We start from the raw sequence: 21,674 nt of genomic DNA on the forward strand, positions 1-21,674 counted from the left end.
ATAACAATGATGGCTGAAGTGAGAGAGGAGGGTCAGAAATGGCTGGATTTGTAAAGAATAAAATTGAGTTGGATCGTGATGTGCAAAAAGAACTTTTAGACTGGAAGAGTAACCGCAATGATACTGTTTTACAGGTCGAAGGACCGAGACAGGTTGGAAAAACTCATGAAGTCAGAAAATTTGCATATAGCCACTATAAACAGGTTGTTTATGTAAATCTTGTTCGAGATGAGTATGGATTTGAAGATCTAATGCTTACGGATCATTTCATGCAGGAATATTGCAGAAATGCAGGAATCGGTGAGTATGTAGATGATGAAAGCACGATCCTGGTAATTGATGAGATTCAGGAAAGAGCAAATGTCTATAATGCAATTCGTGATTTGAGAGAACAACTTGGATGCGACATTATTGTCAGCGGAAGCTATCTTGCAAGGACAGTAAATTCCAAAGACTTCTTTCTTCCTGCCGGGATTGAATATCTTCAAATGTACCCATTGTCATTCAAAGAATTTTGCAGGGCATTGGGAATCGAGAAAGAATTGGAAACGATCAGTTTAAGCTCAAATTCCAGTGAGGAAGAATATCAGAAAATTGAAGATGCTTATCAGGTATATCGAAAAATCGGCGGCTATCCACAAGTCGTAACGACTTTCATAAAAACCAAAAAAGTTGCCGCGTGTAAGAGAATTCTTGCTAATTTGATTCGTACATTTACGGCAGAGTCAAGCCGATTCTTTCCAAATAGCACGGCACTTAGCATTTTTAGAGAAGTGTATAAAGGTGTTTTGGTACAGATCACAGAAGAAAAGAAAGGAACAGGGAAGACATTTCTGGAATTTGTAACGAATTTTGTAAAAGATAACGTAAAGGAGCCAGTGAGTAGAAATGAAGTGCGTGCGGCGGCTTCATGGTTGCTGTATTCTGGGATCATTGGTTACTGCGATCTTTACAATAATGGTGATGTGACTGATGTCGTCAGCAACAGGAGAGCGTATTTTGCTGATCCGGGAATCGCAAACTACATTTCTGATATGATTACGGTTCCGAGAGATGCGATTGAGGGAATGCTGACAGAGACTTTCGCGTATACAGAGTTGAACCGTTTATATCAGGCTGCTCCAGGAGAAAAACGTGTACGAGGTGATAAACCATGTTTTTCTATCTGTGGAGATTATGAACTGGACTTTGTTGTTGTCGATAAAGAGGACACTCGTTATGGACTTGAAGTAAAGACAGGAAATAATCGCGCGAAGTCATTGGAATATTATAAGGACAAAGGTCTGATAGATAAAGGCTTCCGGTGTGCAGTATCATACGGTGGACAGGGAAAACGCTTTGCAACGATACCGATTTATACGATCGGATGCCGATTCCCCTATGAGACAGTATAAAATGGATGAATGAGTGGACGGGAGGACAAGATGCAAATCGATTTAGAAAGAAAAGCATCTAGTAAATTGCTTGCATGGAAGAATAAACCGAACCATTCTACACTTGAAGTGTCAGGGGCAAGACAGGTTGGAAAAACTTATTTGGTCAATAAGTTTGCGGACCGGGAATATAAAAGAAAAATTTATGTAAATCTTCTGGAACTTTCTGGGGAATTACTGGTGAGCCATTACAGAGATCTCATTCAGGACATGAAACAGGGAGAACGGTATGAGAATCCTGTGTATGAGTTGATTAAACGATATGACCCTACGTTTGTTGATGACTCAGACACGGTTGTGATCATTGATGAGATTCAGGAATCGGTAGATATTTATAACCGGATTCGGGAGTTTACGAGAAATCTGGCGTGTGATTTTATCATTACAGGAAGCTACCGTGGAAGAATTCTGAATGACGACTTTAAATATTCGGCTGGGGATTTGGACGCAATTGATATTCAGACTCTCAGCTTTGAAGAGTTTTTAATGGCATTAGGAAAGGAAAAGCTATACCAGCAGCTGGATTTATATGGAAACAGCAGTGAAAATACGTACCGGGAGCTGGAAGAGCTTTACCATATATACTGCACGATTGGCGGATATCCGGCAGTTGTGCTAACTTATATGGAGACAGGTAGCATCTCTCAGTGCCAATTGACTCTTGAGAAGATCGTTCGCCTGTTCGCAAATGAGAGCCGGAGATACTTTAAAGACATCCTGGAATACGATAGCTATGAGAACCTGTTTACGAGTGTCGCAAGACTTCTTGTGAGGGAAAAAAAGGGATTCGAGGAAGACAGTTTCAGTGAAGAACTTCAAAGCCTTGTTGTGAGAGAATACTCAAGCAATCTTTCAAAAGCTGCGGTAAACCGGGCAATTGACTGGCTCCACAGTGCAGGGATTATCGGATTTGCCGGAAAACTGACTGGATGTGATATTCTGTCTTACAAGGCAAAATCAAGAGCGTTCTTCATGGATCTGGGACTTACAACGTATTTCCTGACACAGACAGGATGTAGTGCAGGTGATATACAGGGAGTAGTCAATGAAAATTTCGTGTATCTTGATCTGAAACGGAGAATTTCATTTCCAAGGGAAATTGCATTGGAAACCCCGGCATTTTCTACATGGGGAAAATATGAGATTGATTTCTTTGTCAAGTCAATTCATGCAGGCCAACACACATATGCTGTTGAGGTTAAGGCTGGAAAAAACAGTGGAAAGACCGCAGAGGAGATCCGGGAGAAGAGAAAAGCAGATTATGTTTTGTACGCAAAGGGAAATACGCATGGTGGAATCCATGGAAATACTTACACGATCCCGATTTATGGGATAGCGAAGTTTCAGTTTAATTAGAGGAAACATTTTATAAAATTTGAGAGCAGAAGCTATGTGGATGGCAGCTGCTCTCATTTTTTGTTGGGGCAGCAGGTGAAAATCTATGCATTAGTTGCCTGCTGTAGGTCCTTGCGATATCTATAATAGGTGTTACGGCTGATGCCAATTACTTTCATGCAGTCAGTCGGACATAGATCTCCGCCAAAGAATTTGTCCCGCTTGATGATGATATTTTTTGCCTTCCGTTCCTTTTCTGTAATACAGCGCCCATGTGGACGACCGAGTTTTTTCCCGGCTAAGCGGGCGGTTTGCAGACTCTCAATGGTACGCTGACGGAGATCGTCAACTTCTTTCTGTGCCTGGTCAAAGGCTATTTTAATTTGCTTTTCAGCCAATTTCATCAGATACTGCTCCACGCCTTTAAGAATCAGATCAGCATCAGTACCGGTCATTGGAATATCAATCTGAAGAGATTCACGGTACACAGCAGTATCGATTTGTGGTTCATTTATAAATTCTAATGTAATGCCCCGCTGATAGAGCGCTTTGTAGTCTGCAAACCCTTCATCCGAAGTACGAGACATTCTGGAAACAGAGTCGAAGACAATCTTATCATTTTCTTTTACCAGGGAGATCAGATTTACCCACTTAGGGCGGTCCTGTGTTCGACCAGTATAAACTTCGATGATCATTATGGCATCTGGGTAGCGAGATTTAATGTTGCGAATCTGGCGGTCGATGTTTTGGTGCTTGCTGGAAATTCTTGCGTATCCGTATATCAATGAGGTATCCTCCAATGTGTATGATAAAAAGCTTACATTTATATTATACAATACATGCTCTAATAATGGAAGATATAAGTGTATGAAAAAAACGGTCGTTTTTTTATACAGTTTCAACTTGCGTATATTGCCAATCATCTGTACACTATAAATATAACATTTTTTTCATACAATCGGGAGAGATGTGCATTGAACTATGGATATATAAGGATTTCTACAAAATTTCAGAACGTGGAACGACAGGAGCGCAACATCCGCCTGATGTGTCCGGATCCGAACCTTGTTATCATCAAGGAAATTTTTACTGGTAGCACACAGGATCGGCCTAAGTGGCGGAGATATTATCCCAGATTTATGCCTGGAGATAATATATATTTTGATTCGGTTTCCAGAATGGCCCGTGATGAGGATGATGGAGTAAAGGAATACCTGGATCTGTATAAAAGAAAAGTGAACTTGTTTTTCTTCGTGGAGCCTGGGATCAACACGGATGTATATCGGGAAGCCTGTCAGATGCAAATTCCACGGACTGGCACGGAGGTTGATATAATTCTGGAGGCCATCGAAGCATATCAAGTGAAGCTTGCAGAAAAGCAAGTCCGTATTGCCTTTCAACAGGCCCATAAGGAACTGGATGATCTCAGGCAACGAACGATCGAGGGATTAGAAACAGCCAGACGTTCTGGAAAGCAGCTCGGCCGGCCTCGTGGCCGGTGCATCACCGAGAAGGAACGAAAGGCAAAAAATATTATTCTGAAACGTGATACGCTCTTTGGTGGAGATCTTTGTCCATCTGACTGCATGAAAGTAATCGGCATCAGTCGCGGCACTTACTACAAATATAGAAACGACTTATCTAAATTTCCAATTGCATAGTAAAAGGCGGAAATGCATCCATGTGTATTTCCGCCTTAAGTTCCTTTAACATAGGCGACCAGTGATCACCTATTTACATAAAAGATAAAGATATCCATGATAATAAATGCTATTCCAAACACATGGTTAGAAACTTTAAATAATAAGGGAGTATCTTTTTCAAGTATATCTTTTTTAAATTTTGCAAGCATTGCACACTTCAATACGCAGAATATAAAAAAAGCCAAAAGTCCGGTTATTTGTAAATTCTTATAATTGTAATAGGATGCCCATGCAATAAAAATACAAAATAATATCCCTGATAAATTAAAATACGAATAGACATTTCCCTTATATTTCATAGCATACCTCTCAATTAATAAATCTCATAAGATACATAGCCCGGGGTCCAACCTAAAACACCATCGTTTGTATATCCATAGGTATAACTAATATGGAGTACAACTGTATATCCATATATCATACTTCCAGCCGTAAGTAATATATTGGCAGCATAAAGCGCGGCTGCTAAAGTCACATAAGGCGAAGCAGCCATAATTTCACTAGCAATTCCAGCAGCTGTTGCGGCATCGTCAACGTGAATCGTTACATCAATAACGCATGTTTGCCCAATGGATGGGTTCGAAGGAAAAGCTTTCGCCCTTGCGGAATACGGCTGGGTATTTTCATAAGCAAGGTCAACTAACCTTTCAGCTTCAGTTTCTGTAGCTCCGTATTTTGTCATTAATACCTGGATCAGTTCATCCCTGCTGAGAGAATCGAAGTATGCCTGCTCTCTGGCAATTTCCCCGGATGACATGTATAATCTTAATGGTGCAGTTTCTGCAGCCAAGACAGTTGACGTAAAAGTGGTGCAAATAAGAATTGCTGTAAGAATAAGACTCATAATTCTTTTTCTAATTTTTTTATAAAAGTACCTCCTTGATTTGATAGTGTCAAATTGTGGGGGTGCTTAAAATAAAAGTATTTATTTGTTCATTGGATTCACTCCTTTTATGTTTAAATATAGTGAAATTAAGTATGTGTTTCGTTTTTCTATGTGTAAATTCTATCATAGTTGTTTTAAAAGCGCAATATTAGCAAATCAATCATAAAAATTCTGCAAGTTTTCAGTTGAAATGTAAGAAATTCTTCATTTTTGATGTGGATGTAGTAATATTGTCATTTTACTATTCGCTTAGCTATATCCGCACCTAAGAAAATGATTTTTTGCAACCGATTTATTTCGAGCAGTTGACCTTTCCCGAATTACAAGGTTGCCTTCCATAAAAAAGGGGCTGTCGCAATAGCAAATTCCATATCTTTCAAAAAAGGGATCAGGGTGCATGTATCGGTTGGACGCGGGCTAATATCAATCCATATGATGTATTCAGAGTCCACTCCGTGCTGGATGTTATAAGCAGGTTTTAACTGTCCATTCAGCATCGCATCTTCTTTCATTCTCATGAAGGTCGCATCCGGGTCTGTTTTGGAATAATTGTTTCTATCTCCAAGCGTATACAGTTTTTTCGTATATTCCTTTAGTTTCTCCAGATATTGATCCAGCTGTTCCAGGGATTTCTGCAACTGTGTTTTTCTACGTCCAATTCCATGCACGAACACAATTCCCTCCTGTACTTTGACGCGGCACAACTGCTTTTTTAACCGTTTTAATGTATGGATGGATATCTGGTCATGGTATACGGTCCTGATTCCATAGAGTTCTTCGCATTCAGCCACAAAAGAAGTTAGTTTTGTGTATAACCGAGCCTGATTTTTCGTAATAGCCCGTTTCCATACAAATGTATATTTATTGGCTGCCGATTCAATCTTGGTGCCATCAATAAAAATGGTCTTTCCCGAAATCTCACCAAGAAGATAGAGCAGATCTGACATTTGGGCAAGCAGAACCTTTGCGCAGGCAGAAAAATGTAGGGAGATAAAACGCGCAATCGTTGCATGATCAGGGGCAGGCATTCCTTCAAGGAGATACATAAAGTTGATATCCCGTTTACATGCTTTTCGGATATCTCGACTTGAGTAGATTCGATTCATTGCTGCATAGATAACGAGTTTCAGCATCTGACGCGGCGTTGCCTGATTTTTTCTGATCCTGCCATAAGTTTTATATAGTTCAGAAAGGTCCATTTCCTCCACAAAGGCACTTACCAGACGAACTGGATCATCAGATGGAATAGAAATCTCTAAATCCAGCGAAAGTTTGATTTGATAATACAGCGAAAATGAGGTATAATCCCTCTGTATTATTTTGTTTAGTCGCATAAACTGATTATACCACGAACGCCGGGCTTTTCGAAGCTCGGCGTTTTGTGTTGGATATATAAAATGAGCTGCCGCACGTTAGTGCACCAGCCCCTTTTTATTGGCAGAAGCTTCCGGTCGATCAAAAAGGCTTATCTCTTTTATATGGGAAGAGCTCCGGACCCGTGTTCTATTCTATTTATCATCATAATGGCACCGTGGCGAAATATGGTACTCCTTGATTTTATATTGCAGGCATCTCCGTGAGATTCCAAGATATTCGGCCGTCTTTTCACGATGTCCGGAGCAGGTCTGGAGGGCGGCGATAATTTGGTCGCGGGTAGGCATATTGGAGCGCCTGACACCGGAAATTGTGGCCGGAACGGTGACACCGCCGGGAAAATGACTGGTAATACTGTCTGAAAATGATATCGGGAGTGGTGCCTGTGGAATCGGTCCGCTTGGGAAAATCGCAGAGACCGTGGATTTCGTCTCAGGAATATCCTTGCCAGAGTCATGTCGCTCATCGGGAGTAATATCCAGCAGACCATCCGGAATCTGGCTGATCATTCTGGTGGCGCGTGGGGTCATGACGACCATACGCTCCACAAAATTGCGTAGTTCCCGGACGTTTCCCGGCCATGAATAGCGCTGTACTGCGTCCAGAACAGAATCGGAAAATTCCTTTTGAAGATTATACTTTTTTCCAAAATAGTGAAGAAAATGAAGGCACAGGGGAATAATATCTTCTTTACGGTTGTGGAGTGGTGGAATCGTAAGAGGAATGACCTGGATCCGGTAATACAGGTCCTCACGAAATTGCCCTTGCTCCACGAGTTTCTGGAGGTTCCGGTTTGTTGCCGCGATTAGGCGAAAATTGACCTTTTTTGTTTTTGTGGAGCCGATTCTCTGAATACTTTTTTCTTCCAGTGTTCGGAGCAGCTTTCCCTGTACATTGATTGGCAGTGAATTAATCTCATCGAGAAACAGGGTACCACCGTCTGCAGCTTCCACCAATCCTATTTTTCCATCCTTTGCAGCTCCGGTAAAAGACCCTTTTTCATAGCCGAATAGCTCTGCCTCAATCAGATTTTCAGGAAATGCGGCACAGTTGACCGTAATCAGCGGTTTGCCACACCGCTCACTGTGTTCATAGATATAGTGGGCAAGAACTTCCTTTCCGCTTCCAGATTCTCCGTAGAGAAGGACTGTGGAATCCAAAGAAGCCACATTCGCTGCGACGGACAGGAGCTGTTGAAATGCGGGACTTTTCGCCACGATATCCTGCTTTTCACGGACAGCAGGTTCCTTTGTATCATAGTTGATGATCTTATGTTCTTTTAACAGGGAATGATACAGATCTTCAAAAGTCTGTATATCCTGCATCATACTGATCACATACTGGATATTTCCGAATGCGTCGAAGATCGGTATTCCGGTGACCATACGCAGTCGGGTCACTCCATCCATATTGTGGAAATTACGGTAGGTCTGAAGCCGCTTTACTAGCTGCTTTTTTCCATGACAAGATCAAAGACGCAGACATCCATGATCTTCAAAAAATCATGGACATTGTGGCTGAGAAATTCCGCGCGGGGAATATTTCTCCAGTTGATCAGGTTTGTATTGACAAACAGGTAATTTCCCTGCGGATCGAACAAGGCGATCCCGACATCAATGTTATCGAGTATTTCAGCAAAAGGAAGTAAATTATGAAGTTCAGAATCGGCCATACAGGAGTTCCTTTCATATTTTTCTTTTGTACTATTATATCATACAAAAACGCAGAAATCAGGAGGAAAATTTATGGGGGTCCTGATTCCTGCGTTTTTCTTATAGGAGAAGAAGGGGATTGAAGGTTTCTGCTGGAAAATCAGAGCATTTCGGCAAACGTCTGGATGCGGGTGCGAAGCTGCTCAAAGCTTGTATTTAACGGATCGACTTCGACGGTCAGGCACGGATAACCGGCTTTTTTCAAGTCACCTTCGAACCATGGCTGGTCGTACTCTTCCGGATCACAGAATTTCATCAGGCAGTTGATGACACCGTCGGCATCATTTTCCTTGCAGAGCTCGGTTAAAAGAGCACCGCGCGGCTTGCCGATTTCGTGGATCAGGCTGCAGCAGGTACGATCTTTCCACTGGAGTGCGAGACGCTTGAGTCCGCCGCCTCCGGAAAGTGGGGTATCGGTGCGGATCTGGCGGCTTTCCTGTGCCAGATCATCTCCGACAACGGCGATGTTGTTTGCTTCAAGAATTTCCAGAAATTCTTCCGGTTCACCGGTGATGCCGGTGAGAACGACTTTTTTGCCGGTAAACTTATAGTCCGGCAGCGCTTTGAGAGCCTCATTGATCTCTTTTACGATAGCGGTGTGCTCGGATTTTTCGAAGAAGAATGCGCTCTTCATTACTGCATGACGGACAGTAGGAGTGATAACATCAAGATGCTTGACTGCCAGTGCAGAGAATTCCCGCATAACGGCATTGTGTTCATTATAGATCTCAATGGATCTGCAGAGTGCTTTTTCCGTCATCATCTGACCAGTAGTGGTGGCCAGCATGACAAGAACATTCTCGTACTCGCTGATCAGGTAGTCTGTGCTTGCCGGTGAGGTGCGGTTCTGCGGATATACGATGGGGATCATCGGAATATCCGGAACGCCGAAGCGCCAGTTCTGGGTCATGCAGCGGAGTGTATCGCAGATTGCCGGGATAATAACACCGCTGATTCCTTTATAAGTGCCGTTGAGGCCAAATTCCAGGTTTGCCTGCATGATCGGGCAGGCAAATGCAGGGAGATAACTCTTTACGAGCTTTAATTCGGTGTGACCGCCCCAGAGTCCCATTGGAATCATGCCGCTGGCATGGACGAGTTCCTCCGGAGTGTATGGTTCAAAGCAGCCAATTACTTTTTTTCCGGCTGCCAGATATTTATCGAGCTGTGCCCGGGGATTTTTACAGGCATTCTTAAGACATTCAATATTTGTATGTAAATCAGCCATCTTAAAAGTCCTCCTTATTCTGTTTCATAACTTCCACAAGACCTTGGATGCGCGTTTCAAACTGTGCTTCACTGTAATTTCGGTAGTCAGCCTGATCTCCGTCAAATGCGGTAAACGGTACACCGGCGGCCTTGGAGAGTTGGCGCTGAACTTCCATCATCTGGCAGTCCATAACCTTACAGCTTCGGTTGACATGGTAGATCGTTCCTTCGCATCCGAAGCGTTTCAGCGCTTCAAGACGGCGGTCAATCATGGTGCTGGCATTGTCGCCGTTCGTGGAAGCGAAACAGTAAGCCCGTGCCATGCCGTCGAGGTCCTCATATTCGATTGCCCATGCTTTTCCGTAACTGGAAGCAACCATGTTGATGCCGTATTTTTTTAAGGTACGGAGGTTGTGGCTCAGATACGGCCAACAGGCAATGCCGTCCCAGGAGATACGGAACTGTTCCTCGACCGGGAATGTGGAAGTGCCTTCTTCAATATGTTTTTCAATCTCGCTGTTGAGCTGTTCCAGAATTGCGGTGGAGGAAGTCTTTCCACGGTTGCAGACCATTGCAGACATGTAGTTGAAAAGCTCAAATCCACTTAACGGAGAAGGCTTGCGGTCAAGAAGATTGTTGGCGCGCTCCCAGAGGTAGCTGTTTCGCTGACTGATCTTCATGACTTCTTTAAAGCGCTCATCATCCCAGGTCTTTCCGGTAAATTCACAGAGATCCTTGATGAGCTGGTCGATCTGTGCACGTACATAGCGGACACGGGTCTCGGTCACATAATCCCACGGGTTGTAACATGTATCGATAAAGAAGATCGGAATATTCATCTGCCTTGCCAGATTTTCATACCATTTGGTGAGCTGGTTGCAGATATTGTTTGTGAGGAGAAGAAAATCTGGTTTTACCATCTTTCCGCCATCCGGAAGCTCCACATCACTCTCGCCGTTTAAGACGGAGGCATATGCTAAATTAACTTTCGCATATGCGCAGAGGTCGTTGGAGTAGCCGAGAGGACCTTCGCATTCCTGAAGAAACGGGTCAGCCTGGTGTCTGGCAGCGATTCCTGCAGAATGGTTTTCCGGATAGAGGACATTGAGACCTAAGGTTTCGGCGATTTCCTGCGGGAAGATAGAGGCGGACCAGCCGACTTTCTCGCCGCGTTCTTTTGCGAGGCGGGCATTATCGAAGAGAGCAGCGGTCTGCTCGCCCAACATGATCATGCTCTTCGGCTTTGGACGCTTCGGTTTTGCTGGTGCTGCGCCTGCGGCTGGTGCAGCAGTCTGCGGAGTGCTGGTCTCTATTTTTACGTTTTCTGTATGTTCACTCATAATATTCACTCCTTTGATTTCGATAATTTTTCATAAGCCAGTACGGCTGCGCCGATGGCGCCGGCGGACTGACATAAAGGATCAACAAGGATCGGACACCCCATCTCGCGTTCCATGGCCCGGACAACACCGGTATTTAACGCAACGCCGCCGCTCATGGCCATACAGCCGGGACGTCCCAGCCGGAGAGCCATACCTGCGACACGCTTGGCTACAGAATTGTGGATTCCAGCAGCGATATCAGCAAGCGGAACCTTGGCAGATAGCTGGCTGATGACTTCAGACTCCGCAAATACGGTACAGGTGTTGCTGATGGTAGCGGGATGTTCACTGGTCTCGGATAAAGGACCGAGCTGTTCGATTGGGACATTTAAGACACGCGCCATGACATCGAGAAAACGACCGGTTCCGGCGGCACACTTGTCATTCATCTGGAAAGCGGCAAGCTTTCCCTGCGGAGATATAGTGAGCGCTTTGGCATCCTGACCGCCAATGTCGACGACGGTGTCCACCTGTGGAAGAAGAAAATGGATTCCTTTTGCGTGACAGCTCAACTCGCTGATCTGGGCGTTGGCTTCTGGACAGGTTAAACGTCCGTAACCAGTCGCTACGGTGTATGTGATCTGGTCTTTGGAGATTCCGGACTGCCTGAAAATCTCGTCCAATGCCGTCTCTGGACCGATGGTGCCGGTTCCGAGCGGGATAACGACATGGGCGGCAATCTTGATGCCGTCTTCCAGAATAACCGTTTTACTGGAGGTAGAACCGATATCGATTCCTAATGTATACATAAAGATTCCTCCTTGATATGGAGTGGCAGCCGGAGACTGAAATGGGGGGGGTATTCCGGCTGCCCTGTCTGGCAAAGGATCTATTAGCGGATATCGCCTGCTTCGTACATGGATTTGATCTTTTCGTCATCATATCCAAGTTCTTTTAAGATCGCAGCCGTATCACATCCGATCGGCCCGGAGATCTTGTGCGGGATCTTGTCCGGATCGATGGAGCGGAAGTGGGACGGACCGTTTGTGAAGACGGTCTTCGTTCCGTCGGAGTATTCATAGTGGTAAGCATAATTGTTTGCGATGACCTGCGGATCATCCGGAACATCCTTGAAATGTGCAAGGACTTCGTGCGGCAGGTCATGGGCATTTAAGAGTTCATGCCAGTAAGGAAGCGGATGCTCTTTAAATTTCTCATCGAGAATGGCAACCAGTTCCTTTTTGTTTGCATAATAAGCAGTGGATGTGGAAAATTTCGGATCCGTTGCCAGTTCCGGAAGACCTACAACCTGACAGAATTCCGGGAAGCGGCGGTAATCCACAATGGCCAGATATAGCCATTCGCCGTCGGCTGCCTGGTAGGTATTACTGCAGGCATGGCTGCAGTCCGCATGGGTTCTCGGGAACTTACGTCCGTTGAAACCATTTAAGAGTCCGGTGGATAAGATAAAGGTACCGATCTGGAGGAGGGAAACGTCGACCTTCTCACCTTCGCCGGTGCGTTCTCTGCGGAAGAGTGCTGCGGCGATGGCACCAGAAAGAGCTACGGCAACACTGTGATCACCTAAGCCTGCAACTGTCATCATCGGTGGACCTCCTGCCGGGGCCATATCTGCCAGAAGACCGGTTCTTGCGCAGAAAGCGGTGTAATCATAGCCGGGACGGTCTTTTTCCGGACCTTTCTCGCCGTATCCGAGGACGGAAGCATGGATGAGCTTCGGGTAAGCGCCTTTTAACTGATCATATGTAAGTCCCATTTTCTCAAGAGCCTGCACGCGGTAGTTTGTTAAGAATACATCGGCTGTCTCCAGAAGCTTCATCAGTGCCTGTTTTCCGTCAACAGTTCTTGTATTGATGGAAAGGAAGCGCTTATTCAAGTTTTGCATATCGAAGTTTGGATTGGCGATGTCTGTCTTTGGGGAGAGAGAGGTTCCGGCCTGATCTCTCCAGGCATCACCGTTTGTGGACTCTACTTTTATTACATCAGCGCCCCATTCAGCCAGGATGCGTGCGGTCATCGGGCCAGCCAGCATGGTGGAAAGTTCAACTACTTTAATGCCTTCCAACGGTTTCATAAATCATATCCTCCTTCAAATGATAAATGTCATATCTTCTTATCGTCCTGTAAAATGGGCATCACGTTTTTCAAGAAATGCCGCAGTACCTTCTTTTCTGTCATCTGTCGCAAATGCCACAGTCTGGGCAACGCGTTCAAAGAGAAGACCAGTGTTGATATCGGTGTCCATGCCCACGTTGATTGCCATCTTCGCCATGGTGATCGCAATCGGTCCTTTCTTCATGATCTTCATCGCCATCGCTCTCGCAGCTTCCATCAGTTCTTCGCGGGTATCGCCGGTTACCTGATTGACAAGGCCGATTTCTTTAGCCTCTTCAGCGGTAATGATGCGGCCCGTGTAGATCAGTTCCTTCGCACGTCCGACACCTACAAGACGCGGAAGACGCTGGGTTCCGCCGGCTCCCGGGATAATACTTAAATTTGTTTCCGGCTGTCCAAATTTGGAACGGCTCGTGGCGATTCGGATATCACAGGCCATTGCCAGTTCACATCCGCCGCCGAGGGCGTATCCGTTGATAGCGCAGATAACTGGTTTATAGAGGTCTTCCAGCTGTTTTAAGGCGATAGTAGAAATTCCCTCTAACATTTTTAAAGTTTCACGATCATGGATCTCCTGAATATCGGCACCGCTCGCGAGTGCCTTGTCGCCAGATCCACTGACGATCACGACTTTGATATTGTCATCAAAACGTGCCATCTCAACGGCTGCCTGGATATCCTTCCACATTCCCGGGGTCAAAGCGTTACGTGCCTCCGGCCGGTTGAGTGTCAGATAGAGGATCCCGTCGTTTATCTCATAGAGAACATTTTCAAATCCCATGTAATAGATCTCCTTTCGTTTGCCTGAATCAGGCGAGTTTCCTTTGCGTTTTTATCTAACCATCTATATAGCAAGATGTGTGCCAAGTTTGGAAAGAATGGCGGAAAAGAATGGAATCGGCATTAAAATGGCTGGTCATTTCTATATAGAGGGGAAAACAGAAGAACTGTTGAGAAAAGATAAAAATGCACAAAAAATAAATATGTGCAATCAATGTGCAAACATTGCACATATATGCACAAACATGTGCAGGGAATTGTGCAAGAAAATCATTTCCCATGCACACAGGAGAGGCGGGATGGTGGAAACAGACAAAAAATGAGCGGAATACAACACGGAGAAAAAGAGATGGAAGAAAAAGATGAATTGACATGTATAAGGAAGAGAAACAGATCAGTGCATGTTTTTGATGTGTGGAAAAGAAAAAATGAGAAAGAATGCGAAAAATTGGCACAGTAATTGCTCAATAAAGAGAGCAGAGAGCATGACAAGCAATGTGCAATTTAACAGGAGGATTTTAGAGATGGAAGAAGTTTATATCGTCAGTGGAGTAAGAACTGCAATCGGTAAATACGGCGGATCATTAAAGAATGTTCCAGCTCACACATTAGCTGCGGAAGTTATAAAGGAAGCTGTTAAGCGCGCGGGCATCGAGAAGGATATTATCAACGAGGTAATTCTTGGAGAAGTACGTCAGAGCACAGAAGCTTCCAATATCGCACGTTCAGCTCTTCTGGAAGCAGGTCTTCCGGAGACAATCCCGGGATTTACTGTAAATCGATTATGTGCATCAGCTATGCAGGCAGTCAATTCCGGATGTCAGGAGATTTGGCTGGGAGATGCTGACTGTATTGTTGCGGGCGGTACCGAAAACCTGAGCCGTGCACCGATTTACCTTCGTGGAACACGTTGGGGCGGAAACAAGAATACGCTGGTAGATTCCAATGTTGAGGCTGGAACAACCGCTCAGCCGTATTCCGTATACGGAAGTGAACTCAGCATGTCGAGAACGGCGGAGAATGTTGCGGAACGTTTCCACATTACCCGTGAGGAGCAGGATGCCTTTTCCATGGAAAGCCAGCACCGCGCCGCAAAAGCCATCGAGATGGGGTATTTTAAAGATGAGATCGTTCCAATCGAGGTAAAGGAAAGGAAAAATACATTTATCTTTGACACAGATGAATTTGTAAAACCGACAACGACCATGGAGATCCTTGCGAAGCTGAGACCGATTGTAAAACCGGATGGAACCGTAACAGCCGGAAATGCCTGCGGTTTAAATGATGGTGCTTCCTGTCTGGTCTTAATGAGCGGAAAAAAGGTAAAAGAAACAGGAGTGAAACCTATTGCGAAGATCGTTGACGTGACGGCTGCTGCCCTTGATCCGGAGATCATGGGATACGGACCTGTCGTAGCAACAAATAAGATCTTAGATAGAAATAATTGGACCATTGATGACCTTGATCTTGTGGAATTAAACGAGGCCTTTGCGGCACAGGCAGTTGCCTGCATCAGGGATCTCAAGTTAGATCCGGCGAAAGTCAATATCAATGGAGGCGCGATCGCACTGGGACATCCGCTTGGATGCACGGGAGCAAGATTGATTGTGACTCTGATAAGCAATTTAAAGAGAACAGGAGGGAAGCGTGGTCTTGCAACACTCTGCATCGGCGGTGGACAGTCGATGGCTACACTGATCGAAATGGTGTAGGGAGAAAAATTAACAATTTATATCTTGAGAATTATATGGTGTGAGGTAAAATGTTATGAAAGCAGAAAATATCAAAACCGTTGCTGTCATCGGTGCAGGCGCCATGGGACAGCAGATCGCGATGAACACAGCACTCAACGGACGGGAGAAAGGCTACAAGGTTATTCTTTGCGACAGCTTCCCGGCAGCAATCGAGAAAGCAACAAAATGGGCAGCGGATTATCTTGCCGGACGTGTCGCAAAAGGACGTCTGACCCAGGAAGAGGCAGACAAGGTAGCTGCAAGTCTTGTTATTAACGGCGATGTGGATGAGGCAGCAAAGGAAGCAGATCTTGTGATCGAAGCGATCATTGAGGATCTGAAGACAAAGAGAGAATTATTTGCCCGTATCAGCAAGATCTGTAAGCCGGACGCAATCCTGAGCACAAATAGCTCCAATATCGTAAGCTCGAAGCTCGCAGATGTGACAGAGCATCCGGAACGCCTGTTAAATATCCATTATTTTAACCCGGCACTCGTGATGAAGCTTGTTGAGATCGTAAAAGGTCCGCATACATCTGATGAGACAGCGGAAACAGCAAGACAGTTTGCCATTGATACAGGAAAAACCCCGATCGTTTTACATAAAGAGGTTCCGGGATTTGTTGTAAACCGCATCAATGCAGCTGTTGTCCATGAAGCGTTATCTCTCTTAGAGCAGGGAGTTGCTTCCGTGGAAGATATCGATACAGCCTGCGAAAAGGGTCTGAATTATCCGATGGGACCGTTCCGTCTGATGGATCTTACAGGAATCGATGTAAACTATTATGTACGTGTAGACCGTTACGCAGAGAGTCATGATCCGTATGACGCGCCAAACCCATTGGTAATTGAAAAGTTCAAGAAAGGCGAGTTTGGAAGAAAGACAGGAAAAGGTTGGTACGATTATTCGGATAGCAAAAAATAAATACAATACCGGCCGGGAAGACCGGCTGGAAGAAGGGGGTACAATATTATGTCATCCAGCACAATAGCGATTATCATTACCTTTATCACGATGATACTGTTTTTCAGCAATAAATTTGCCATGAGCGTGGTATCCTGTGCCGCGGCATTAGCAATGGGTATTTTGATCCCAGAGATGAAGCTGTCACAGATCTATTCCGGATTCGGCGGAAGTACCGTTGTTATGGTAGCCGGCATGTGTATCGTCGGTGATGCCCTGTTCCAGACAGGTGTTGCCCAGAAGCTTGGCGCAAAGATTGCGGCGACTCCACTGGCAAAAAATGAGCGTGTGTTCATTATGTCTGTTGTTATTATCTGTACACTCATGAGTGCGTTCCTTTCCAACTCTGGAACTATTGCAATGTGGATGCCGATCATTGCATCCATCGCAGCAGGATCCAACGGAAAGATCCGTTCCAAGATGGTAATTTTCCCAGCAGGTATTGCCTGTATCATTGGCGGTGGATGTACATTAGTCGGTTCCGTATCACAGCCGGTCGTTAACGGTGTGTTAATGGGAACAGCCGGATTTGAAGAAGGTTTCGGCGTGTTCGAAATGACAAAGATCATGGGACCGGTTGCTATTGTACAGGTTATCTTCTGGGGAACTATCGGTTATACACTTCTTGAAAAGGTATTAAAGCCGGGCAGCCCGGATTTTGATAAGAACAATGCCTTCGCAAATCCGGAACTGTTATCCACAGAAGATAAGGAAAATGTACCGGCATGGAAGGGAACCGTATCATTAGTTGTCATGGCGGCATGTATCGTTCTGTTTATTGCAAGTGGATATAAACCGTTTAAGAGCTATTTCAACATCGCGAATATCGCTATGCTCGGTTCTGTAGTTCTTTTCCTGACAGGCTGCGTGCCGGTAAAGAAAGCTCTCCGTGATCTTCCGTGGGATATCCTGATCTGTATCGGCGCTGTAACAGCCATTGGTACCGGACTTGATGTTTCCGGCGGCGGCGCAGTTATCGCTGACACAGTCCTCAATATGTTCGGCGGTGCAAACGCATCCGTAGTTGTCTTAACCGTTGTTATCTGTGTACTTTCCAGCGTTCTGACTCTGTTCCTGCAGAACAGTACCGTTGCCGCTCTGATGTCCCCGATCGTTATTTCCATGGCGCTTACTATGGGAATCAGCCCGGTTCCGTGGTGCGTAGTCCTTGCGATCGGAACAAACCTTGCGATTGCAACTCCGATCGGTACAGCTGTAAACATGCAGATCCTTCCTGCAGGATATACCTGGAAAGACTTCGGTCTGATCGGTGGACCACTGTTCCTCATCACGGTCGTTCTGGTATCGATCCTGGCATGTGTAGTATATTTCTAAAAACAGTTTAAATTGAGATCTAAAGCTGCCATAGAGTCGTATAGCGATTTTATGGCGGCTTTTTTGCGCGGTTTCAGACCGGAAAAGAGACCTTGCAGGAAGCCGCTTAAAAGTGGTATACTATAATTTACAGAAAATGGTCATAAAAGACTGCAAAAGATGAAATATGGGAAAGCGGAGGTTTAATAATGGAACTGAAAGCAGGAATTTCCTTGCAGACCAAACAGGCACTCTCACAGATGCAGGTGGAGTCCTTAAACATTCTTGCAATGTCCATGACAGAATTAAAGGATTTTCTGCAGAAGGAAGAAATTGAAAATCCACTGCTGGAATTTTCGGCAGAGCGCGGAGAGGAAGCTGCGCCTGTTACATATAAGGAGACGGAACGGTTTTATAATGGTACAGAACGGGAAAACAGTCGGGAGAATGAGCTGTATGAGATCGAGGACAGCGAAAAGTCCATTGAGGATCTGGTAAACATGCAGCTTCACTGGAAGAAGATCAGCGAAACGGATCGGAAGATCGTGGATTTCTGCGTACAGTCCATAGAACAGAGCGGATATTTTCTGATTCCGGTTCCGGAGATCGCAAAACGGTTAAATGTTCCGGAAGAACAGGCCGGGAAGGTTCTGTCCATGCTGAAGGAGCTGGAGCCGCAGGGGATTTTTGCGTCCGGACTTGAGGAATGTCTTCTGATTCAGGTTCAGGGGATGGATGAGGAAGAGATCTTGTCCGAAATGATAAAACATCATCTTCAGAATATCGCGGAGGGAAAGATCAGTACGATCTCGAGGGCGCTGAAACTCTCATCTGCGGAAGTGCGGAAGATGATCCATGTCATTAAAGGGCTGAATCCGCGCCCTCTGAACGGAATCGGTGGTGATAAGGCCCAGTATATTGTCCCGGATGTTCTTTTAAGCCATCAGGACGGGGTGTGGAACATCGAGCTGAATGATAAATGGACCGGAAATCTTCAGAGTAATGACTACTATATCCATATGATGGAAACGGCTCAGGATCAGGAATTAAAGTCATACTTTGAAAATAAGTTACGAAGGGCACGGTTTATTATAAATGCGGTGGAACAGCGGCGGGAGACACTTACAGGCATCACCAGAGAGATACTGAAACGCCAGGAGCCGTACTTCCTCGGAACGGGGCAGTTAAAGCCGATGACGTTGGAGGAGATCGCTGATGCCCTAAAGATCCACAAGTCTACGGTCAGCCGAGCGATCCGTGACAAGTATCTGAGGGCACCGTCGGGCTGTTTCCTGTTCCGGAGCCTGTTTACAACAGGGATTCCATCGGGAGATGGGAATGGCGACGTGAGCAGAAATGCCGTGAAAGCAAAATTGAAGGAACTCGTTTCTGCGGAGGACAGGAAAAAACCGTGGAGCGATGAACAGCTTGCCGGACTTTTGCAGGATGCCGGAATGCCGATCTCAAGACGTACGGTTGCCAAATACCGTATGGAGTTGGGAATCGGTGGGGCGTTCCAGAGGAAGGATGGTTGAGGAAACCGGTGAGCGGGATGAGTGGATGATCTTTTTAAAGAAGCTTTAAAGATCATTGGAACAGCAGAATCTGTGGAAAAAATAGAAAGCGCAGGAATACCATATGCCATCTGTAATTTTACTTGATGTAGCCGGTGTGATCGTTGGAACACTTGCCGGGTGCGCGATGAAGAAACATATTTCGGGATCTTTAAATGAGAGCATCAATCTTGCTCTGTCAGTAATCTCGGCGGCGGTCGGTGTGGGACTATTGGGAAAAGCGGTCCATATGTCGGCAGCGGTGCTGGCACTCCTGATCGGCGGTACGATCGGCCATATCATTGGAATTGACAGACGGCTTGCGAATATCTCGAAGCTTCTTCCGGCAACCGGTGGAAGCGAAACAGCACAGACACTTCTGGTTGCTTTTACCTTATACTGTATCAGCACCACGGGAATCATTGGCGCACTGACACTGGGATTTGAGGGAGACACAACCGTGCTTATGACAAAGACGATCATGGATTGTGTTGCGTCAATATTTTTTGCAGGGAGCAGCGGATGGGTTCTATCACTCATCAGTATCCCGTTGGGGATCATGCTGATGATTTTTTATGGTCTCTCAGAATTCCTGATGCCGCATCTGACGGCTGAGATGATCGGGGATTTTTCAGCCTGCGGCGGCCTAATCCAGCTCTTAAACGCGCTGCGGATCGCGAAGCTTAAAAATCCGCCGGTGGCAGATTATATTCCGTCGCTGGTACTGGTATTTTTTATCAGTATGTTCTGGACGAAATATATGTAAAATTTCACAGTCCGAAGGAGTTCTCTTTACAGACTGCAGAATTAAGAGCGCGGCGGGTTACTGTTTGAGTAGGGCGTGAACAAGTAACAATAGCGGTGTCGAAAAAAATAAAATATAGAGACATAAATACTTGAAGTCTCAAAAGATGTGTACTATAATAACAAATATCCCGCATTGACATGTGTGCAGCGCGGGACATTTTTAGAAATGAGCACGTCAGCAGTTAAAAGCGATAAAGTGCGGAAATAAAAATACGCGGTCAGGGATGCGGCAGCCTGATGTTACCGGACTCGGTACAGGGTAAATTGTCGTGAGAAAAATACATTTGAGGGAGAAAATCATGTCATTCAATTACAAAAGTTTACTTCCGACACCGGCACAGATCAAGGCGGAATTCCCGCTGACACCGGAGTGTGTGGAATTAAAAGCGGCAAGAGATAAAGAAGTCGCGGATGTCATCACAGGAAAGAGCGAAAAGTTCCTTGTAATTATCGGACCGTGTTCCGCGGACCGAGAGGACGCTGTATGCGAGTATATGGGCCGCCTTGCGAAGGTCAATGAGCAGGTAAAGGATAAACTCGTGATCGTCCCGCGTGTATACACGAACAAACCGCGTACCACCGGCGGCGGCTATAAGGGAATGCTTCATCAGCCGGATCCAGAGAAGAAGCCGAATATGTATGAGGGACTTGTTGCAATCCGTAAGCTTCATATGCGCGTAATCAAGGATTATGGATTTACAACCGCTGACGAAATGCTGTACCCAGAAAACTACAGCTATCTTTCCGATGTACTTTCCTACGTTGCGATCGGCGCGCGTTCTGTTGAGAACCAGCAGCACCGCCTTGTATCCAGCGGTATGGACGTTCCGGTCGGAATGAAGAACCCGACCAGCGGTGACCTCGGGGTTATGTTAAATGCAGTCTATGCAGCCCAGCATGGCCACGATTTTATTTACCGCACATGGGAAGTTGAGACAAAGGGCAATCCGCTTGCACACACGATCTTAAGAGGCGCAGTCAGCAAACATGGCCAGTGTCTGCCGAACTATCACTACGAGGATCTGGAGCTTCTCTACAGCCTGTATCAGGAGCGGGAACTGTTGAATCCGGCCTGCATCGTTGACGCAAACCACTCCAACTCCAACAAGCGTTATATGGAGCAGATCCGTATCGTGAAGGAAGTTCTTCACAGCCGCCGTCACTCAGAGGAGATCCACAACTTTATCAAGGGCGTTATGGTCGAGAGCTACTTAGAGCCGGGCAGCCAGAAGATCGGCGAGCATATTTACGGAAAATCCATCACGGATCCGTGTCTTGGCTGGGATGATACAGAGAAGCTGATCTATGACATTGCGGATGAGATCAAATAAGAGATAGAAATTATCGGTATCAGCGCGCGGAAAGAGTACACTGAGAACAGTAAATAGAGCGATTATAAAGCCATCGGAATGA

At 45.6% G+C, this 21,674-nt stretch carries 20 protein-coding genes and 1 pseudogene; 10 read left to right on the forward strand and 11 right to left on the reverse strand.

What is annotated here, in order from left to right; genetic code table 11:
* Window positions 1-38: 38 nt before the first annotated feature.
* Together ACXMYH_RS00840 and ACXMYH_RS00845 are read left to right on the forward strand one after the other, a co-directional pair.
* Window positions 39-1,394 (forward strand): ATP-binding protein, encoded by a 1,356-nt coding sequence (locus ACXMYH_RS00840; protein WP_486555320.1) that lies wholly within the window; start codon window positions 39-41, stop codon window positions 1,392-1,394.
* Window positions 1,395-1,424: 30 nt separating this feature from the next.
* Entirely contained in the window at window positions 1,425-2,789 is a 1,365-nt protein-coding gene (locus ACXMYH_RS00845; RefSeq protein WP_486555321.1) for an ATP-binding protein, read from the forward strand.
* Window positions 2,790-2,872: 83 nt separating this feature from the next.
* On the opposite strand, the gene ACXMYH_RS00850 is transcribed toward ACXMYH_RS00845, so the two are convergent.
* Window positions 2,873-3,553: a recombinase family protein gene (locus tag ACXMYH_RS00850; RefSeq protein ID WP_486555322.1), complete on the reverse strand. Its 681-nt coding sequence runs from the start codon at window positions 3,551-3,553 to the stop codon at window positions 2,873-2,875.
* Window positions 3,554-3,742: 189 nt separating this feature from the next.
* On the opposite strand from ACXMYH_RS00850, the gene ACXMYH_RS00855 reads away from it, so the two are divergent.
* Window positions 3,743-4,429: a recombinase family protein gene (locus ACXMYH_RS00855; RefSeq protein WP_486555323.1), complete on the forward strand. Its 687-nt coding sequence runs from the start codon at window positions 3,743-3,745 to the stop codon at window positions 4,427-4,429.
* A 65-nt stretch (window positions 4,430-4,494) separates the two neighbouring features.
* On the opposite strand, the gene ACXMYH_RS00860 is transcribed toward ACXMYH_RS00855, so the two are convergent.
* From ACXMYH_RS00860 to ACXMYH_RS00905, 10 genes and pseudogenes are all read right to left on the reverse strand, one after another.
* Window positions 4,495-4,770, reverse strand: a complete 276-nt coding sequence (locus tag ACXMYH_RS00860; RefSeq protein ID WP_486555324.1) for a hypothetical protein — start codon at window positions 4,768-4,770, stop codon at window positions 4,495-4,497.
* A 14-nt stretch (window positions 4,771-4,784) separates the two neighbouring features.
* Window positions 4,785-5,315, reverse strand: a complete 531-nt coding sequence (locus ACXMYH_RS00865; RefSeq protein ID WP_118532673.1) for a hypothetical protein — start codon at window positions 5,313-5,315, stop codon at window positions 4,785-4,787.
* Between the two features lie 407 nt (window positions 5,316-5,722).
* Window positions 5,723-6,691 (reverse strand): annotated as a pseudogene (locus ACXMYH_RS00870) (transposase); the annotation flags it as partial.
* 174 nt (window positions 6,692-6,865) lie between these two features.
* Complete coding sequence (locus ACXMYH_RS00875; protein WP_486555325.1) at window positions 6,866-8,116, reverse strand: sigma-54 interaction domain-containing protein; 1,251 nt, start codon at window positions 8,114-8,116, stop codon at window positions 6,866-6,868.
* Window positions 8,117-8,175: 59 nt separating this feature from the next.
* Window positions 8,176-8,403: a hypothetical protein gene (locus tag ACXMYH_RS00880; protein ID WP_486555326.1), complete on the reverse strand. Its 228-nt coding sequence runs from the start codon at window positions 8,401-8,403 to the stop codon at window positions 8,176-8,178.
* 140 nt (window positions 8,404-8,543) lie between these two features.
* The gene (locus tag ACXMYH_RS00885) at window positions 8,544-9,671 is read right to left on the reverse strand and encodes a 2-hydroxyacyl-CoA dehydratase subunit D (protein ID WP_118532671.1); all 1,128 of its coding nucleotides are present in this window, start codon (window positions 9,669-9,671) and stop codon (window positions 8,544-8,546) included.
* Between the two features lies 1 nt (window position 9,672).
* Window positions 9,673-10,992, reverse strand: coding sequence for a 2-hydroxyacyl-CoA dehydratase subunit D (locus ACXMYH_RS00890; RefSeq protein WP_243022342.1), 1,320 nt, complete (start codon window positions 10,990-10,992; stop codon window positions 9,673-9,675).
* 5 nt (window positions 10,993-10,997) lie between these two features.
* Window positions 10,998-11,783, reverse strand: a complete 786-nt coding sequence (locus tag ACXMYH_RS00895; RefSeq protein ID WP_118532669.1) for an acyl-CoA dehydratase activase — start codon at window positions 11,781-11,783, stop codon at window positions 10,998-11,000.
* An 83-nt stretch (window positions 11,784-11,866) separates the two neighbouring features.
* Complete coding sequence (locus ACXMYH_RS00900) at window positions 11,867-13,069, reverse strand: CaiB/BaiF CoA transferase family protein (protein ID WP_486555327.1); 1,203 nt, start codon at window positions 13,067-13,069, stop codon at window positions 11,867-11,869.
* Between the two features lie 39 nt (window positions 13,070-13,108).
* Window positions 13,109-13,891, reverse strand: coding sequence for an enoyl-CoA hydratase/isomerase family protein (locus ACXMYH_RS00905; RefSeq protein ID WP_486555328.1), 783 nt, complete (start codon window positions 13,889-13,891; stop codon window positions 13,109-13,111).
* Window positions 13,892-13,988: 97 nt separating this feature from the next.
* Between ACXMYH_RS00905 and ACXMYH_RS00910 the strand changes: the two genes are divergently transcribed.
* From ACXMYH_RS00910 to ACXMYH_RS00940, 7 genes are all read left to right on the forward strand, one after another.
* On the forward strand, window positions 13,989-14,213 hold the full coding sequence (locus tag ACXMYH_RS00910; RefSeq protein WP_486555329.1) for a hypothetical protein: 225 nt from the start codon (window positions 13,989-13,991) through the stop codon (window positions 14,211-14,213).
* A 201-nt stretch (window positions 14,214-14,414) separates the two neighbouring features.
* The gene (locus ACXMYH_RS00915; protein WP_329752580.1) at window positions 14,415-15,602 is read left to right on the forward strand and encodes a thiolase family protein; all 1,188 of its coding nucleotides are present in this window, start codon (window positions 14,415-14,417) and stop codon (window positions 15,600-15,602) included.
* Between the two features lie 55 nt (window positions 15,603-15,657).
* The gene (locus ACXMYH_RS00920; RefSeq protein WP_118532659.1) at window positions 15,658-16,548 is read left to right on the forward strand and encodes a 3-hydroxyacyl-CoA dehydrogenase family protein; all 891 of its coding nucleotides are present in this window, start codon (window positions 15,658-15,660) and stop codon (window positions 16,546-16,548) included.
* A 48-nt stretch (window positions 16,549-16,596) separates the two neighbouring features.
* Window positions 16,597-17,922 carry an SLC13 family permease gene (locus ACXMYH_RS00925; RefSeq protein WP_329752582.1) on the forward strand — a complete coding sequence of 442 codons (1,326 nt, stop codon included), beginning with the start codon at window positions 16,597-16,599 and terminating at the stop codon, window positions 17,920-17,922.
* Window positions 17,923-18,110: 188 nt separating this feature from the next.
* A complete protein-coding gene (gene rpoN, locus ACXMYH_RS00930; RefSeq protein ID WP_486555330.1) occupies window positions 18,111-19,436 on the forward strand; it encodes an RNA polymerase factor sigma-54 in 1,326 nt (441 codons plus the stop codon).
* A gap of 103 nt (window positions 19,437-19,539) precedes the next feature.
* Window positions 19,540-20,220: a DUF554 family protein gene (locus ACXMYH_RS00935; RefSeq protein ID WP_329752584.1), complete on the forward strand. Its 681-nt coding sequence runs from the start codon at window positions 19,540-19,542 to the stop codon at window positions 20,218-20,220.
* Between the two features lie 340 nt (window positions 20,221-20,560).
* Window positions 20,561-21,592, forward strand: coding sequence for a 3-deoxy-7-phosphoheptulonate synthase (locus ACXMYH_RS00940; RefSeq protein ID WP_486555331.1), 1,032 nt, complete (start codon window positions 20,561-20,563; stop codon window positions 21,590-21,592).
* The last annotated feature ends 82 nt before the right edge of the window (window positions 21,593-21,674 follow it).

The sequence above is a fragment of the Pilosibacter sp. NGB245 genome (assembly GCF_057397225.1).